This is a genomic window from Pseudomonas sp. HN8-3, assembly GCF_020790195.1.
In the GTDB taxonomy this organism is placed as follows: domain Bacteria; phylum Pseudomonadota; class Gammaproteobacteria; order Pseudomonadales; family Pseudomonadaceae; genus Aquipseudomonas; species Aquipseudomonas synxantha_A.
This window is the reverse complement of the sequence record NZ_CP086206.1, coordinates 5,189,538-5,205,114: the sequence shown is the minus strand read 5'-3', so window position 1 is coordinate 5,205,114 and position 15,577 is coordinate 5,189,538. Positions and strand designations below refer to the sequence as shown.

Genomic DNA, 15,577 nt, shown 5'->3' with positions numbered 1-15,577 from the left:
TCAAAGGTCGACGGTAGGAATCTTGCGCGGTGCCATGAAGTACATCCAGGTCAGCGCAATGAAGTACATCGCCGGGATCAGGGTGAACAGCACGGTGTAGTTGTTGTTGGTCACCGTGAGGATATGGCCGACGATCTGGGTCATGAACATGCCGCCGATGGCCGCGCACATGCCGCCGAAGCCGAACACCGTGCTCATCATGTGCTTGGGCGTGTAGTCCATCACCAGGCTCCAGATGTTGGCGGTCCAGGCCTGGTGGGCGCCGATGGCCAGGGAGATGGCGAACACCGCGACCCACAGCTGGCTGGAGCCGGCCGCCATGATCACACCGACGATGCAGCAGGCGAACAGCAGCATCGACAAGAGCCGCGCCTTGATCGAGTTCATCCCGCGGCCGATCAGGAATGACGACAGAATCCCGCCTCCCACGCTGCCGAAGTCGGCGGTCAGGTAAATGATGATCAGCGGAATGCCCATCTGCGTCACGTTGATGCCCAGGTTGTATTGCTGGTTCAAAAACGGTGGCAGCCAGTACAGGTAGAACCAGAACACCGGCGCGGTCAGCGCGTAGGCGATGGCGAAGGCCCAGGTGCCACGCATACGCAGGATACGGCTGAACGGCACGCGGGGCTGTTCGGGCTCGACTTCCTGTTGCACGTAGTCCAGTTCCGATTGTTTAACGCTTGGGTGGTCTTCCGGGTTGTAGTACTTCAACCCCCAGAACACCAGCCAGATCGCACCGAGTGCCGACATGCACAGGAACGCCGCCTGCCAGCCCCACACGTGCAGGATCAACGGCAGCAGCATCGGTGTCATCATCGCGCCGACGTTGGTGCCGGCGTTGAAGATGCCGGTGGCCACCGCACGTTCTCCCGCCGGGAACCACAAACGTGTGGTCTTGACGCAGGCGGGGTAGTTGGCGGCTTCGGTCAGGCCGAGGATAAATCGGCAAACCATAAAGCCCACCGCCGAAGTGGCCAGACCGTGGGCGCCGGTGGCCAGGCTCCACAGCAGCACGGCGCAAAAGAACACGCGCTTGACGCCTACGCGGTCGATCAGGCGGCCTTGCAGCACAAAGCCGATGGCGTAGCCGACCTGGAACCAGAAGTTGATGTTGGCGTAGTCCATCGCCGTCCAGCTCATTTCTTTGGCCAGGATCGGTTGCATCACGCCCAGGGCGGCGCGGTCGATGTAGTTCAGGGTGGTGGCAAAAAACACCAAGGCCAGCATGCCCCAGCGCGTTTTACCCACGGCCAGGGCACCGCGGATCTTGTCGCCGATGCCGGCGTGCGGGTTGCCCGGGCGCGTGGCCAGGGCTGGATTTTGCAGAGGCATGAGGTCGTACCCGTTTTTTTGAAATTCTTATGGTGTGTTCTGGGTCTTTGTTACATGAGCGAATTGCCCGGTCGATGGTGCGCAGTGGTTAAAAAGTCGTCAATTCGCCAAAGGGGCATAGTGTTCGATAATCGCACCAAAAACTAACCGGTTCGTACATTTCAATTGCTGCCTGTAGGCTGGGGGCGAATAATTTGCCACAAACAACAATTGCCGGGAGTCTTCCATGCAACGTTCTATTGCCACTGTGTCCTTGAGCGGCACACTGCCGGAAAAGCTTGAGGCTATTGCCGCCGCCGGGTTTGATGGGGTGGAAATCTTCGAGAACGATTTGTTGTATTACGACGGCAGCCCCCGGGAAGTCAGGCAGATGTGCGCCGACCTGGGCATTGCCATCACCTTGTTCCAACCGTTTCGCGACTTCGAAGGATGCCGCCGCGATCGCCTGGCGCGCAACCTGGAGCGCGCCGAGCGCAAGTTTGACTTGATGCAAGAGCTGGGCACCGACCTGGTATTGGTGTGCAGCAATGCCTCGGCCGACAGCGTGGGCGACGAACGTATTCTGCTCGATGACTTGAGCCTGCTGGCCGAACACGCGGGCAAGCGTGGCCTGCGCATCGGCTATGAAGCATTGGCCTGGGGCAAGCATGTGAACACCTGGCAGCAGGTGTGGAACCTGGTGCGCCAGATCGATCACCCAAGCCTGGGCGTGTTGCTCGACAGCTTCCACACCTTGTCGCTCAAGGGCGACCCCAGCGCCATTGCGCAGATCCCCGGCGACAAGATTTTCTTTGTGCAAATGGCCGACGCGCCGATCCTGGCCATGGATGTGCTGGAGTGGAGCCGGCATTTCCGCTGCTTCCCGGGGCAGGGCGAGTTCGACCTGGCGGGCTTTCTTGCTCCAATCATCCAGAGTGGCTACACCGGGCCGTTGTCCCTGGAAATTTTCAACGACGGTTTCCGCGCCGCGCCGACTCGGGCGAATGCGGCGGATGGCTTGCGGTCACTGTTATACCTGGAAGAAAAAACCCGCCAACGCCTGGCTGAACAAGCCCCCGCTGCGCCCGTGGACATCCTGTTTGAAACCCCGGCGGCCAGCGAATATGACGGTATCGAGTTTCTTGAATTTGCCGTGGATGAAAGCCTCGGCGCCAAACTGACCCACTGGCTGGAGCGCCTGGGTTTCGCCAAGGCCGGTCAGCATCGCTCGAAGAATGTGAGCCTGTTGCGCCAGGGTGACATCAACCTGATCCTCAACTGCGAACCCTATTCTTTCGCCCACAACTTTTTCGAGGCCCATGGCCCATCGCTGTGCGCCACCGCGATTCGGGTCAAGGACAGCGCCAAGGCCCTGGAGCGGGCGGTGGCCTACAAGGGCCAGCCTTATCGCGGCCTGGTCGGCCCCAACGAGCTGGAATTGGCCGCGGTGCGTGCGCCGGACGGCAGCCTGATCTACCTGGTGGACCCCAGCGAAGGCGGGCTGTACGACACCGATTTCAACCTGCAAGCGGCCACACCCGCCAGCGGTGGCTTGTTGCGCATCGATCATATGGCCATGGCGCTGCCGGCGGACAGCCTCGACAGTTGGGTGCTGTTCTACAAAAGCCTGCTGGATTTCGAAGCCGATGACGAAGTGGTGCTGCCCGACCCCTACGGCTTGGTGAAGAGCCGTGCGTTGCGCAGCCGTTGCAGTTCGATTCGCCTGCCGCTGAACATCTCCGAAAACCGCAATACGGCGATTTCCCACGCGCTTTCCAGCTATCGCGGTTCGGGCGTGCACCATATTGCCTTCGATTGTGCGGATATTTTCGCCGAGGTGCGCCGGGCCAAAGAGGCCGGCGTGCCGTTGTTGGATATTCCACTCAACTATTACGACGACCTGGCGGCGCGCTTCGATTTCGACGATGAGTTCCTCAGTGAGCTGGCGTATTACAACGTGCTGTACGACCGCGACGCCCAGGGCGGTGAGTTGTTTCATGTGTACACCGAGGCGTTCGAAGGGCGGTTTTTCTTCGAGATCATCCAGCGCAAGAACGGCTATGCCGGCTACGGCGCGGCCAACGTAGCGGTGCGTCTGGCGGCGATGGCCAAGTCGCGCAGTGGGGCGGTACGCCAGGCCCGGCTATAACCGCAGGCAGGTGCTTCCTTCGGGAAGCGCCGCGGCCCATAATCAGCGCTTGCAAACAATGGCCGTGAGCGCACCATGACCCCGAGTCCCGATCTCCCCGCGGTAGCTGACGCACCGCGCAAGAGTCGCAAGAACAATCCGGAAAAGACCCGCGAGAATATTCTCCAGGAAGCCATTGTCGAGTTTGTTCAACAGGGCCTGGCCGGCGCTCGCGTGGACGCCATCGCCGAGCGTATCCACACCTCCAAGCGCATGATCTATTACTACTTCGGCAGTAAAGAGCAGTTATACGTCGAGGTATTGGAGAAGCTCTACGGCGATATCCGCAACACTGAAACCCGCATGAACCTCACGGCCCTGGAGCCGCGTGAGGCGATTCGCCGGCTGGTGGAATTCACCTTCGATCACCATGACCAGAACGTGGATTTCGTGCGCATCGTCAGCATCGAAAATATCCACAACGCCGAGTACGTCAAACGCACCGAGACCATCAAGGCGATGAACAGCAAGATCCTCGAAGGGCTGGGCGAGACCTTGCGCCGTGGCGCCGAACTTGGGTTGTTTCGCGAAGGGCTGGAGCCGTTGGACGTGCACCTGTTGATCAATTCGTTCAGCTTTTACCGGGTCTCCAACCGGCATACCTTCAGCGAGATATTCCAGATCGAACTGTCGGATGAGGCGATCAAGCACCGGCACCGGGAGATGATCTGCGAGTCGGTGTTGCGCTACCTGCAAGCCTGAGTTCAGCGCTGGGCCAATGTGGGAGGGGGCAAGTCGAATCGTCGCACCGCCCCTCCCACATTTGAACTCTGTTTCGGCAGTCAGCCATTCATGCTCTGGAAGTGCGCCAGCATCCTGTCTGCATCCGCCACTTCACCGCTGAACAACTCAAACGCCTTCACCGCCTGAAACACCGCCATGTTGCCGCCATCCAGGGTGCGGCAACCCAATGCGCGGGCGTCGCGCAGCAGTTCGGTTTCCAGCGGGAAATACACGATTTCCGCAACCCACAACCCTGCCCGCAACAACGCAGCGGGGACCGGTGTGCCGGGCAGCTTGGTCATGCCCATCGGCGTGGTATTGACTAAACCATCGGCCTCGGCCATCGCATTTTTCAGATCAGTGCCGACCTGGGCACGACCAGGGCCGAAGCGCTGCGCGAGGTTATCCACAAGGTCGCGGGCGCGGGAGGCGTCCACGTCGAAAATGCTCAAGTGCTCGACCCCCTCTGCCAGCAGCGCATGGGCCACCGCTGCGCCCGCGCCACCGGCGCCCATCTGCACCACGTGTCGGCGGGCAACGTCATGCAAGTTGCGGCGAAACCCTTCGGCGAAGCCCAGGCAATCGGTGTTGTGGCCGATCCGTTTACCGTCCTTGAACACCACGGTGTTGACTGCACCAATGCCCCGGGCCTCGTCGGACAAGTCATCAAGCAGGGGCAGGATCGCCTGCTTGCACGGGTAGGTAATGTTCAACCCGTTGAAGTGCATCAGCTCGGCGGCCCGCAGTAATTCCGGCAGGGCGTCGAGGTCCAGGTGCAGCGGCTCAAGGTCGATCAGGCGATACAGGTAGCGCAGGCCGTGGGCGTCACCCTCGAGTTCATGCAGGGCAGGGGTGCGGGAAGCCTGGATACCGGCGCCGATCAGGCCGGCGAGAATGCGCGGTTTCATCAGGCGCGTCCCTTGAGTGTCTGGCTGAAGTGCTCAAGCGCCAGGTGGTAGCCGTGGCTGCCAAACCCGGCCAGCACGGCCTTGGCGATGGGCGATACAAATGAATGCTGACGAAACGCTTCGCGCGCGTGCACGTTGGATAAATGCACTTCGATCACCGGCACTTCACTGGCCACCAGCGCATCGCGGATCGCGACCGAGGTGTGGGTCCAGGCTGCCGGGTTGATCACGATACCCGCACAACGGTTACGGGCGCCGTGGATCCAGTCGAGCAGTTCGCCTTCGTGGTTGGTCTGGCGAAACTCGATTTTCAGCCCGAGTTCAGTGGCGCTGCGGCCACACAGGGCGGCGATGTCAGCCAGGGTTTCATGGCCATAAGTGGCCGGCTCGCGGGTGCCGAGCAGGTTGAGGTTGGGGCCGTTGAGCACCAGCACGATGGGCGGCATAGCGGGATCTCCACAGTTCTTATTGGTTATGTGGGTAAAATGTACTGGTTGGTTAGTTTGGTCAATTGATCGCAGCGGATCTGTGCGGTTATCGAACTGTTATCAACAACCTCTTACGGCCCGATCAGATTAGATATCAATTGAAAATCATTCTCGACAACGCTTAAGATGCCCGCCTGTTTCCTATACATTCCAGGGAGTCGGTTTGTCGGACGTGGATCTCAAGGGCCTGTTTCTCAAGCACGCCGATACCCTGCGCGGGTATCTGGCGCGCAAGGTACGGGACCCGCAATTGGCCGCAGACCTGGTGCAGGAGAGCTTCCTGCGGCTGGCGGAAAAACCGGCCGGTGAGCGCATCGACAACTCCCAGGGCTATCTCTATCGAACGGCAAGCAATCTGCTGATCGACCATATTCGTCAGGAAGCGCGGCGCAAGACCGACACCGTGCCCCATGAGGCGCTGGCCGAGATCGAAGATGACGTGGCCGGGTTGGAGGCTCAGGCAATGGCGCAGCAACAGCGACAGGCATTGAAGCAGGCACTGGCGGAACTGCCGGAGCGCACCCAGCAGATTTTTCGCTTGAACCGTATCGAAGGCATGACCCACGCCCAGGTCGCCCGGCACCTGGCTATCTCCGACAGCTCAGTGCAAAAGCATCTGGCCAAGGCGTTGGCCTATGTGATGCAGCGCTTGCAGGAAGGCGAGGTGGCGCCATCCGACGAATGAATTACCGAAAAATGCCAGGCCAGACGTCAGAGCGTCTACATAACGAAAATTCGAGATTCACACGTGAATAGCCAGGGTCCGCAACAGCACAGCATTACCGAGGCGGCTGCCGAATGGGCGGTGCGCCTGCACGCCGGTGCCCTGAGCGAACAGGAGCAGGCCGAGTTGCGCCAGTGGATCGCCCGCGACAGCCGTCACGAAGGGGCGCTGCGGTTTGCCGAGCAGACCTGGGCGGCATTGGGTGAAGTACATAAGGACGAGCCCGTACACCGACAACGGCCAGCCGCGCCGACCCCGCCCGTGCGCCGCACCAAACGCAGAAGGCCGTGGCAACGTGCAGCCGCTGTGGCGCTGGTCGTGGTGGTGGCCGGCGTCGGCTGGCTACGCGGGCCCGACGTGTTGCTGCACATGCAGGCCGACTACGTCACGCAAAAGGGAGAGGTGCGCACGGTGCACCTGGCGGACGGCAGTAGGGTGGAGCTGGATTCCGCCAGCGCCATTCGCCTGGATTACGATGGCGTGCAGCGGGGTATCAGCCTGCTCCAGGGCTCGGCGGTTTTTGATGTGGCGCCGATGAAAGGCGAAGAAACCCGGCCGTTCGTGGTGCACAGCGCCGGGGGCCAGACCCGGGCGCTGGGCACGCGGTTTGTGGTCGAGCGTGAGGGCCAGAGCCAGGCCTGGGTCGGCGTGCTGCAGCACAGCGTCGAGGTGTCTATGCAGGCCTCACCGACCACCGGCCCGGCCGAGCGCGTTGTGCAGCAAGGCCAGGCTGCGCGTTACAGCCTAAGTGACGGCGTGGTCAGCCTTGATCAGTTTGATGTGGACCGCGCCACCAGTTGGCGGCGCGGTGTGTTGATCTTCGACCGCCAGCCGTTGGCCAAGGTTATCGAGCAACTCAACCGTTACCGCCCCGGGCGGGTAGTGTTGACCGACGCGGCCTTGGGTGAGCGCGAAGTCAGCGGCGTCTTCCGCCTGGACATGCTCGACAGCGCACTCGCCACCCTGACCCAGGAACTTCAAGTGCAACGCTTGGACCTGGCCGGCCTCAGCCTGATCTATTGACCTTTCGCGTTATCGGCAGCAGCTCTGTCCTGTGGCGAGCAAGCTTGCTTGCGACTGCTGCGCAGTCGAGCGGGAGCAAGCTCCCCCGCCACACGCGGGCTGGTTTTCAAACCCTCATTAAAAATTTCTAAAAAGCCTTACTGACTTCTCGCGTCTCGCGCGTCTTGCTAGGTGAGAAGCATTCGCATAAACAAGAAACGCTTAGCGCAGGGATAACCACACATGTCAGCACTCACCAAGGGGCGTATCACCGGCAGCCGGTTGGCCCTGGCCATTCACTTGGGATTGTTTGCCGTCGCCGCGCCGGTGCATGCCGTGCAGCCTGCGGCTGGCGCAGCCCAATCCGCTGTGTTGAGGTTCGACATTCCCGCGCAATCCCTGGGCAGTGCAGTACTGGCGTTCGCCGATCAGGCGGGCCTGCAAGTACTGTTCGACAGCCAGCGCCTGCAAGGGTTGAGCAGCTCCGCGCTCAAGGGCAGCTTCGACGTGCAGGAAGGTCTTGGCCGCCTGCTGGGTGCCGCACCGGTTGAATATCGTTTCACCGGCGAGCGCCAGGTCACCTTGACCCGCGTCGAGCAACAGGCCGGAGCGCTGGCCTTGGGGACCACCACCATCACCGGCCTGCACAAGCAGGACTGGGTGTATTCAACACCACGTTCGGTCAGCGTGGTCGATCGCGAGCAACTGGACCGCAACCCGCCACGCCATGCTGCCGAGATGCTCGAAGAGGCGCCCGGCGTCTACTCCGCCGTCAGCCAGCAAGACCCTGGCCTGTCCGTGAATATCCGCGGTATCCAGGACTATGGCCGGGTCAATATGTCGGTCGATGGCATGCGTCAGAATTACCAGCAGAGCGGCCACCAGCAACGCAATGGCACGCTGTATGTCGACCCCGAGTTGTTGTCCGAAGTGGTGATCGAAAAGGGCGCGACCTCAACCCAAGGCGGGGCGGGCGTGATTGGCGGGGTGGCCAATTTCCGTACCGTGGAGGCCGCCGACCTGCTCAAGGACGGCAAGCAAATCGGCGGGCGCATTCGCCTCACCACCGGGTTGGGCGGGCGCAGCAACGGCACGCACTTTATCGGCAGTTCGGCGTTTGCCGTGGGGACCGACGTGTGGGACATGCTGGTGGCCGCCAGTGAGCGTCACCTGGGCGATTACAACCCCGGCACCAAGGGCAGCATCGGCGAGCTGCGTACCGGTGCGGCGTACATGCCGGCCAGTGAAGAGCGCATCAAGCACAGCACGGTCGCCTATTCAGGCTCGGTGATGCGCTCGCGCCTGCTCAAGCTGGGGCTCAACCTGCCAGTTGATCAGCGTCTGCAACTGAGCTACCTGGTCACCGAGGTCGACTACGACGACGTCAACATGATGACCGCCGAAAAGTCCCAGTTGTGGGAAAAGCTCGGCAGCAGCAACGTCAAGGCGCAGAACTTCGCGCTGGATTACAGCTATGCACCGGACAACCCGCTGATCGACTTCAAGGCCAAGCTTTACCATGTGGATACGCGCAATGACCAATCCACGCTGGCCCGGGGGATCAGCAAGGGTTACGACGTTACCTATCAAACCAATACCTATGGCGTGCAGGCGCAGAACACCTCGACCTTTGCCCTGACCGAGCTGGCCGCACTCAAGGCCAACTACGGGCTGGAGTTTTTCTACGATAAGGTTCGGCCCGATTCCAACCAGGCCGTAGAAGCCGGCTCGGCGCTGACGGCGTCGGCGGCGGAAAGCATCACGCCCAAAGGCGACCGCGCGATGGGCAGCGTGTTCGGGCGCCTGGATCTGGACTACGACGGTTGGCTGAACCTCAACGCCGGCTTGCGTTATGACCGCTATCGGCTGCGCGGCGAAACCGGCTTGAACACCCGCACGTTCATCCTCGGCACCACCCGCCAGATTGGGGTGCCGGTCAATTACGACGTGGATCGCGAGGAGGGCCGCTTCTCCCCGACCTTCGGGCTGTCGATCAAGCCCGGCGTCGATTGGTTGCAGCTCTTCGCCACCTACGGCAAGGGCTGGCGTCCGCCGGCGGTGACCGAAGCCCTGGTCAGCGGTCGGCCCCATGGCGGTGGTTCGGAGTCGATTCTCCCCAACCCCTACCTCAAGCCGGAGCGATCCACTGCGTGGGAAGTCGGGTTCAATGTGCTCAAGCAAGACCTGCTGTTCGCCGATGATCGCGCGGGCATGAAAGTGTCGTACTTCAACACCCGGGTCGATGACTTTTCCTATATGGCCCTGGGCGTGCAGCCACCCGGCTATGGCAACGTCAATATCGGCAGTGCGGCCTACGTCAACAACCTGGAAACCACGCGTTTTCGTGGCCTTGAGTACCAGCTCGATTACGACGCCGGCTTTGCCTACGGCCAGTTCAACTACACGCGGATGCTCGGCAGCAACAAGTTCTGCAGCAAAACCGCCTGGCTCGGCGGCGTGACCAAAACCCAGAAGCGGCCCGGCAACCGGGCGCCGGTGGATGCGATGGTACCGGACGATGCGGCCAATGCCGGCGTGGGTTGCAGCGCGATCCTGGGCTCTTCCGAACACATGCCCATGGACCGTGGCACCGCCACCCTGGGCGCACGGTTCCTTGAACGCAAGCTGGATGTGGGCGTGCGCGCTCGCTACAGCGCGGGCTACTACGTCAAAGGCGCCGCCGGGGTGACCACCGCGCAAACCGGCGTCTACCCCGCCGACTGGAAGCCCTACACCGTCTATGACCTTTACGGCAGTTACCGCGCCACCGATCAACTGACCCTGCGCCTGGCCATGGAAAACGTCACCGATCGCGCCTACCTGGTGCCGTTGGGCGATGTGCTGGCCTTCACCCTGGGCCGTGGGCGTACGTTGCAGGGCACCGTTGAATATCAGTTCTGACCGCTTTTGCCCAGTAACGGGCAAAACCACAGCAGGCAATTGCTTGCTGCGGAGTGACCACCCAATGACTTGGAGTTTTGCATGAGCATTTCTATTTCATACAGCACGACCTACGCCGCTAGCACCGTCGCCCAGTACCTGAGCGATTGGTCGGCCTACTTCGGTGATCTCAACCACCGTGAAGGTTCGGTCAAAGAGGGTGCGAACACCGGTGGTTTCAATCCTGGGCCGTTCGACGGCACCCAATATGGCGTTTCGAGCAGCGTCAGTGATGCGGCAGTGGTTGCCGAAGGCAGCCTGCATTACACCTTGTTCAATCCGCCGACCCACACCCTGTGGGGCTCGCTCGATGGCCTGACCCTGGGCGATACCCTCGCCGGTGGCGCAACCAGCGGTGGCTACAGCATCGCCAACCAGGAAGTCAGCTTCACCAACCTGGGCCTGTCGAGTCTGCAGTCCGAGGGCCGTGACGGCCAGGTGCACAAAATCGTGTACGGCCTGATGAGCGGTGACAGTTCGGCGCTGGCCTCGGCAATCGACACCTTGCTCAAGGGCATCGACCCAAGCCTGTCGGTCAACTCCACCTTCGACCAACTGGCCGCCGCCGGTGTGGCGCATCAGGATTCGGCTGCGTTCGCCGCTGCCGATGTGGGCCTGGTCGGGATTCAGGACGCGCCGCAAGACTTCGCCCTGGCCGCCTGATGCAAAAAAGCCGATGAAAGCTCACGCCTTCACCGGCCTGGTTGAAACCCCGTCGCCGCCCGAGTTTTCGAGGGCCAGGGCGGCGGCGGGGGCAAATTCTGTGGGTACGCCGCAGGTGCTGTCAACGCACCGGGCGAGCCCTTGCTTGACTCTTCAATGGGACAACCTCCATGACTCGGCCCGGTGCCAAGCGCGCGAATGAGATGCTGGCTGCACTCACGGCCTATAAAAGCGCCTTCTTCAACATCGGCCTGTTCTCGGCGGTGATCAACCTGCTGATGCTGGCCCCGGCGCTGTACATGCTGCAGGTGTACGACCGGGTATTGGCTTCCGGCAACCAGATGACCCTGCTGATGCTGACGCTGATGATCCTCGGCCTGTTCGCCTTGATGGGGGCGTTGGAGTGGGTGCGCAGCCAAGTGGTGATTCGCCTCGGCACGCAGATGGACATGCGTTTGAACCAGCGGGTGTTCGACGCCGCTTATGAAGCGCAACTCAAGGGCGGCACCCAGGCCGCGGGCCAGGCCCTGCACGACCTGACCACCTTGCGCCAGTTCGCCACCGGCCAGGCGCTGTTCGCCTTTTTCGATGCGCCGTGGTTTCCGGTGTACCTGCTGGTGATCTTCCTGTTCCACCCTTGGCTGGGCCTGCTGGCGCTGGGTGGTGCGCTGCTGCTGATCGCGCTGGCGTGGGCCAACCACCATGTCAGCCAGGCGCCGATGGCCCTGGCCAGCCAACTGTCGATCAGTGCCAGTCAGCAGGCCACGGCCAACCTGCGCAATGCCGACACCATCGAGGCCATGGGTATGCTCGCCACACTGCGCGGGCGCTGGTTCAGCCAGCACCAGGCGTTTCTGGTGCAGCAGAACCTGGCCAGTGAAAAGACTGCGGTGGTCACAGCCTGGTCCAAGGGCGTACGCCTGGCCCTGCAATCGCTGGTGCTGGGTTTGGGCGCCTGGTTGGCGGTCAACGGCGACATTACGCCGGGGATGATGATTGCCGGGTCGATCCTGATGGGGCGCGTGCTCAGCCCCATCGACCAGTTGATCGGCGTGTGGAAGCAGTGGGGTTCGGCGCGCCTGGCCTATGAGCGTTTGTCGTTGATGCTGCAGGATAACCCGGCGCGACCGGCACGCATGAGCCTGCCAGTGCCCAAGGGCCAGGTAAGCCTGGAGCAGATCAGCGCCTGCGCCCCCGGCAGCCGCCGGCCCGCGCTGGCCAACTTGGGCTTCAGCCTGCCGGCGGGTGACGTGCTCGGTGTGATCGGCCCCTCGGGCTGCGGCAAGTCCACCCTGGCGCGGGTGCTGGTGGGGGCCTGGGCACCGCTGGCCGGCAAGGTGCGCCTGGATGGCGCCGACCTGGCCGTGTGGGACAAACAGCAACTGGGCCCGCATATCGGTTACTTGCCCCAGGACATCCAGCTGTTCGCGGGCAGCATTGCGCAAAACATCGCGCGTTTTGAAACGGTGGAGGCCGACAAAGTCCTCGCTGCGGCGCAAATGGCCGGCGTGCACGAGCTGATACTGCAACTGCCGCAAGGCTACGACACGCAACTGGGCGAGGGCGGCGCAGGCTTGTCCGGCGGGCAAAAACAACGGGTGGCCCTGGCGCGTGCGCTGTACGGCCTGCCGGCGCTGATTGTGCTGGATGAGCCCAATGCCAACCTCGACGAAGTGGGCGAGCAGGCGCTGCTGCAAGCCATCGCCCAGCTCAAGCAACAGCGCCGCACCCTGATTCTGATCACCCACAAACCCAATGTGCTGAGCCTGACCGACCAGTTGCTGATCCTCAAGGACGGCCAGATGCAGGCGTTCGGCCCGACGGCGCGGGTGTTGGAGGCGCGGCAAAAACCTGTGGTCAGCAAGCCGGTGTCGAGCATGAGCATGAGCTACCGCTTCGGTGAAGGAAAACCCGCATGAGCCAGAGCAAAGCTGCATGGGTCAGTGAGCCGCCGCACAACGTGCTGGCGCTGGATGACAAAAAATATTCGCGCCTGGGGTGGTGGCTGGTGCTTGGAGGCTTTGCCGGCTTTCTTGGCTGGGCGGCGCTGGCACCGTTGGACAAGGGCGTGGCGGTGCCGGGCAAGGTCATGGTGTCGGGGCATCGCAAGACGGTGCAACACCCGGCGGGCGGGATCGTCGAGCGTATTGAAGTGCGTGACGGTGACCGGGTACGCGCAGGCCAGGTGTTGTTGCGCCTGAAAGAAACACCGTTACGCGGGCAGATGCAGTCACTGCGCAGCCAATACCTGGCGTCGCTGGCCAGCGAAGCGCGCTTGAGTGCCGAGAGCGAAGGCTTGCCGGCCATTGCATTTGGCCCCGAGCTGCTGGCCGATCCCGACGTCGCAAACACCCTGACCCTGCAACGCCAGTTATTCCAGAGCCGTGCCCAGGCCCTGGCCACTGAACAGGCGGGCCTGCGCGAAACCATCGCCGGCTTTGAGGCGCAGTTGCGCGGCACGCGGGCCTCCCAAGCGAGCAAAGTGCAACAGCGGGCGGCGTTGAGTGAACAGCTTCAGGGCCTGCGCGAACTGGCACGCGACGGCTACATCCCTCGCAATCGCCTGCTCGACAGCGAGCGGCTGTATGCGCAGATCGACGGCGCCATCGCCGAGGATTTCGGGCGTATCGGCCAGTTGCAGCGCCAGGTGTTGGAGTTGCGTTTGCGCATCCGCCAGTTGGGCGAAGACTTCCAGAAAGACCTGCGCACCCAGTTGGCCGAGACTCGCACCCGCAGCGAGGACTTGCGCAATCGCCTGGCCTCCGCCGAGTTCGAACTGGCCAACAGCCTGGTGCGTGCACCGGCATCCGGCGTGGTGGTGGGGTTGCAGGTGTACACCGAGGGCGGCGTGATCAAGCCCGGTGAGGCCCTGATGGACATCGTGCCCCAGGGCGAGCCGTTGTGGGTGGAGGCGCGGGTGCCGGTACAGATGATCGACAAGGTGCACACGGGCTTGCCGGTTGAGTTGATGTTTTCGGCATTCAACCAATCCACCACGCCACGGGTGGCGGGCGAGGTCACGTTGGTCTCGGCCGACCGCCAGGTCGATGAGCGCACCGATGAGCCGTATTACACGCTACGGGCCCAGGTCAGCGCAGCGGGTATGCAGCAACTGGACGGCGTGCAGATCCGTCCGGGGATGCCGGTGGAAACCTTCGTCAAGACCGGCGAGCGCTCGATGCTCAACTACCTGTTCAAACCCTTGCTGGACCGTACCCATATGGCCCTGGTGGAAGAATGAAGGCGTTGTTGTTCACCCTCTGTTTAAGTTGCACGCCAGCGGCAAACGCCCTGGGTCTGTTGGATGTGTATGAGTTGGCGCTACGCAACGACCCGACCTTTCAGGCGGCGATCCAGGAGCGTGAGGCCGGTGAAGAAAACCGCGTGATTGGTCGAGCCGCGTTGCTGCCGAACCTTTCATGGAGCTACAACAACTCGCGCAATGAGTCCGAAGTCACCCAGAGTACGGCGGTGGGTAATGCCACCAGCGACCGCAATTACCGCAGCTACGCCTCGGCCCTGACCTTGCAGCAACCGCTGCTCGATTACGAAGCCTATGCGCGTTTTCGCCAAGGTACTGCCCAGGCGTTGATGGCCGACGAGCGCTTTCGCGGCAAGAGCCAGGAGCTGGCCGTGCGGGTACTAAGCGCCTACAGCCAGGCATTGCTGGCACAAGAGCGCATCGAGTTGAGCCGTGCGCAGAAGCGTACGTTTGCCGAGCGCCTGCAACTCAACGACCGCCTGCTCAAAGGCGGTGAGGGCACGCGTACCGATGTGCTTGAAACCCAGGCGCGCCTGAGCCTGGCCCAGGCCGAAGAGATCGAAGCCGTGGATGCCCAGGACGGCGCTTTACGTGAGTTGGAAGCCATTGTCGGCCAGCCGCTGCACATCGAAGAGCTGGCGCCCCTGGCCAGCTCATTCGAGATCGCGCCGCTTGAGCCCAACCGTTTCGAAACCTGGCGTGAACTGGCCATGGCCAACAACCCCGAACTCAAGTCCCAGCACCACGCGCTCGACGTGGCCTCTTATGAAGTGGAGCGCAAGCGCGCCGGGCATTTGCCCAAGGTCAGCCTGTACGCGACCAGTCGCAAGACCAGTTCCGACTCAGAAAGCAGTTACAACCAGAAGTACGACACCAACAGCGTCGGCATTCAGATCAGCCTGCCGCTGTTTGCCGGTGGCTCGGTCTCAGCCTCTACCCGTCAGGCGGCCAACCAATTGTCCCAGGCTCAATACGAGCTGGACGCGCAAACCGCCGCAACCTTGGTGGAGTTGCGCAAGCAATTCAACCTCAACACCAGCGGCGCGGCCAAGGTGCGGGCCTATGAAATGGCAGTGAGTTCCGCCACGGCGCTGGTGAGCGCCACGAAGAAAAGCGTCAGTGGCGGCGAGCGGGTCAACCTTGATGTACTCGACGCCGAACAACAACTGTTCACCGCCCGCCGTGACCTGGCCAATGCACGCCACGCGTACCTGCTGGCGCGCATTCAGTTGAAGTATTACGCGGGGTTGCTGAGCGAGCAGGACTTGCGGGCGTTGGCCGGGTATTTCCGGCCCTCGGCATGAGTGGTTACAACCCGGCATTCGCCGGGTTTTTTGTGGTTACTAGTCTGTGAAACAGCTTCGG

General features: G+C 62.2%; 12 protein-coding genes. 9 read left to right on the top strand and 3 right to left on the bottom strand.

The annotated features are described in order from the left end of the window. Window positions 1-1,335 carry an MFS transporter gene (locus LJX92_RS23110; protein ID WP_032879362.1) on the bottom strand — a complete coding sequence of 445 codons (1,335 nt, stop codon included), beginning with the start codon at window positions 1,333-1,335 and terminating at the stop codon, window positions 1-3. 226 nt (window positions 1,336-1,561) lie between these two features. On the opposite strand from LJX92_RS23110, the gene quiC reads away from it, so the two are divergent. After that, entirely contained in the window at window positions 1,562-3,463 is a 1,902-nt protein-coding gene (gene quiC / locus LJX92_RS23105; RefSeq protein WP_228309006.1) for a 3-dehydroshikimate dehydratase QuiC, read from the top strand. Between the two features lie 75 nt (window positions 3,464-3,538). Next, the gene (locus LJX92_RS23100) at window positions 3,539-4,204 is read left to right on the top strand and encodes a TetR/AcrR family transcriptional regulator (RefSeq protein ID WP_032879366.1); all 666 of its coding nucleotides are present in this window, start codon (window positions 3,539-3,541) and stop codon (window positions 4,202-4,204) included. 80 nt (window positions 4,205-4,284) lie between these two features. Here the strand turns inward: LJX92_RS23100 and LJX92_RS23095 are convergent, their stop codons facing one another. Both LJX92_RS23095 and aroQ read right to left on the bottom strand, forming a co-directional pair. Next, window positions 4,285-5,133, bottom strand: coding sequence for a shikimate dehydrogenase (locus LJX92_RS23095; RefSeq protein WP_416309124.1), 849 nt, complete (start codon window positions 5,131-5,133; stop codon window positions 4,285-4,287). Continuing rightward, window positions 5,133-5,579 carry a type II 3-dehydroquinate dehydratase gene (aroQ, locus tag LJX92_RS23090; RefSeq protein WP_005791645.1) on the bottom strand — a complete coding sequence of 149 codons (447 nt, stop codon included), beginning with the start codon at window positions 5,577-5,579 and terminating at the stop codon, window positions 5,133-5,135. The genes LJX92_RS23095 and aroQ overlap by 1 nt, the downstream gene beginning before the upstream one ends. A 205-nt stretch (window positions 5,580-5,784) precedes the next feature. Here aroQ and LJX92_RS23085 point away from each other — a divergent pair, with 205 nt between their 5' ends. From LJX92_RS23085 to LJX92_RS23055, 7 genes are all read left to right on the top strand, one after another. Beyond that, window positions 5,785-6,306 carry an RNA polymerase sigma factor gene (locus LJX92_RS23085; protein WP_032879370.1) on the top strand — a complete coding sequence of 174 codons (522 nt, stop codon included), beginning with the start codon at window positions 5,785-5,787 and terminating at the stop codon, window positions 6,304-6,306. Window positions 6,307-6,369: 63 nt separating this feature from the next. Next, entirely contained in the window at window positions 6,370-7,368 is a 999-nt protein-coding gene (locus LJX92_RS23080) for a FecR family protein (RefSeq protein WP_228309005.1), read from the top strand. 222 nt (window positions 7,369-7,590) lie between these two features. Next, complete coding sequence (locus LJX92_RS23075; RefSeq protein WP_032879374.1) at window positions 7,591-10,248, top strand: TonB-dependent receptor; 2,658 nt, start codon at window positions 7,591-7,593, stop codon at window positions 10,246-10,248. 81 nt (window positions 10,249-10,329) lie between these two features. Further along, window positions 10,330-10,950 carry a heme acquisition protein HasA gene (locus LJX92_RS23070; RefSeq protein ID WP_228309004.1) on the top strand — a complete coding sequence of 207 codons (621 nt, stop codon included), beginning with the start codon at window positions 10,330-10,332 and terminating at the stop codon, window positions 10,948-10,950. A 170-nt stretch (window positions 10,951-11,120) separates the two neighbouring features. Beyond that, window positions 11,121-12,869, top strand: a complete 1,749-nt coding sequence (locus tag LJX92_RS23065; RefSeq protein WP_228309003.1) for a type I secretion system permease/ATPase — start codon at window positions 11,121-11,123, stop codon at window positions 12,867-12,869. After that, window positions 12,866-14,191 carry an HlyD family type I secretion periplasmic adaptor subunit gene (locus LJX92_RS23060; RefSeq protein ID WP_228309002.1) on the top strand — a complete coding sequence of 442 codons (1,326 nt, stop codon included), beginning with the start codon at window positions 12,866-12,868 and terminating at the stop codon, window positions 14,189-14,191. Before LJX92_RS23065 ends, LJX92_RS23060 begins: the two co-directional genes overlap by 4 nt. Next, entirely contained in the window at window positions 14,188-15,516 is a 1,329-nt protein-coding gene (locus LJX92_RS23055; RefSeq protein ID WP_228309001.1) for a TolC family outer membrane protein, read from the top strand. The genes LJX92_RS23060 and LJX92_RS23055 overlap by 4 nt, the downstream gene beginning before the upstream one ends. The last annotated feature ends 61 nt before the right edge of the window (window positions 15,517-15,577 follow it).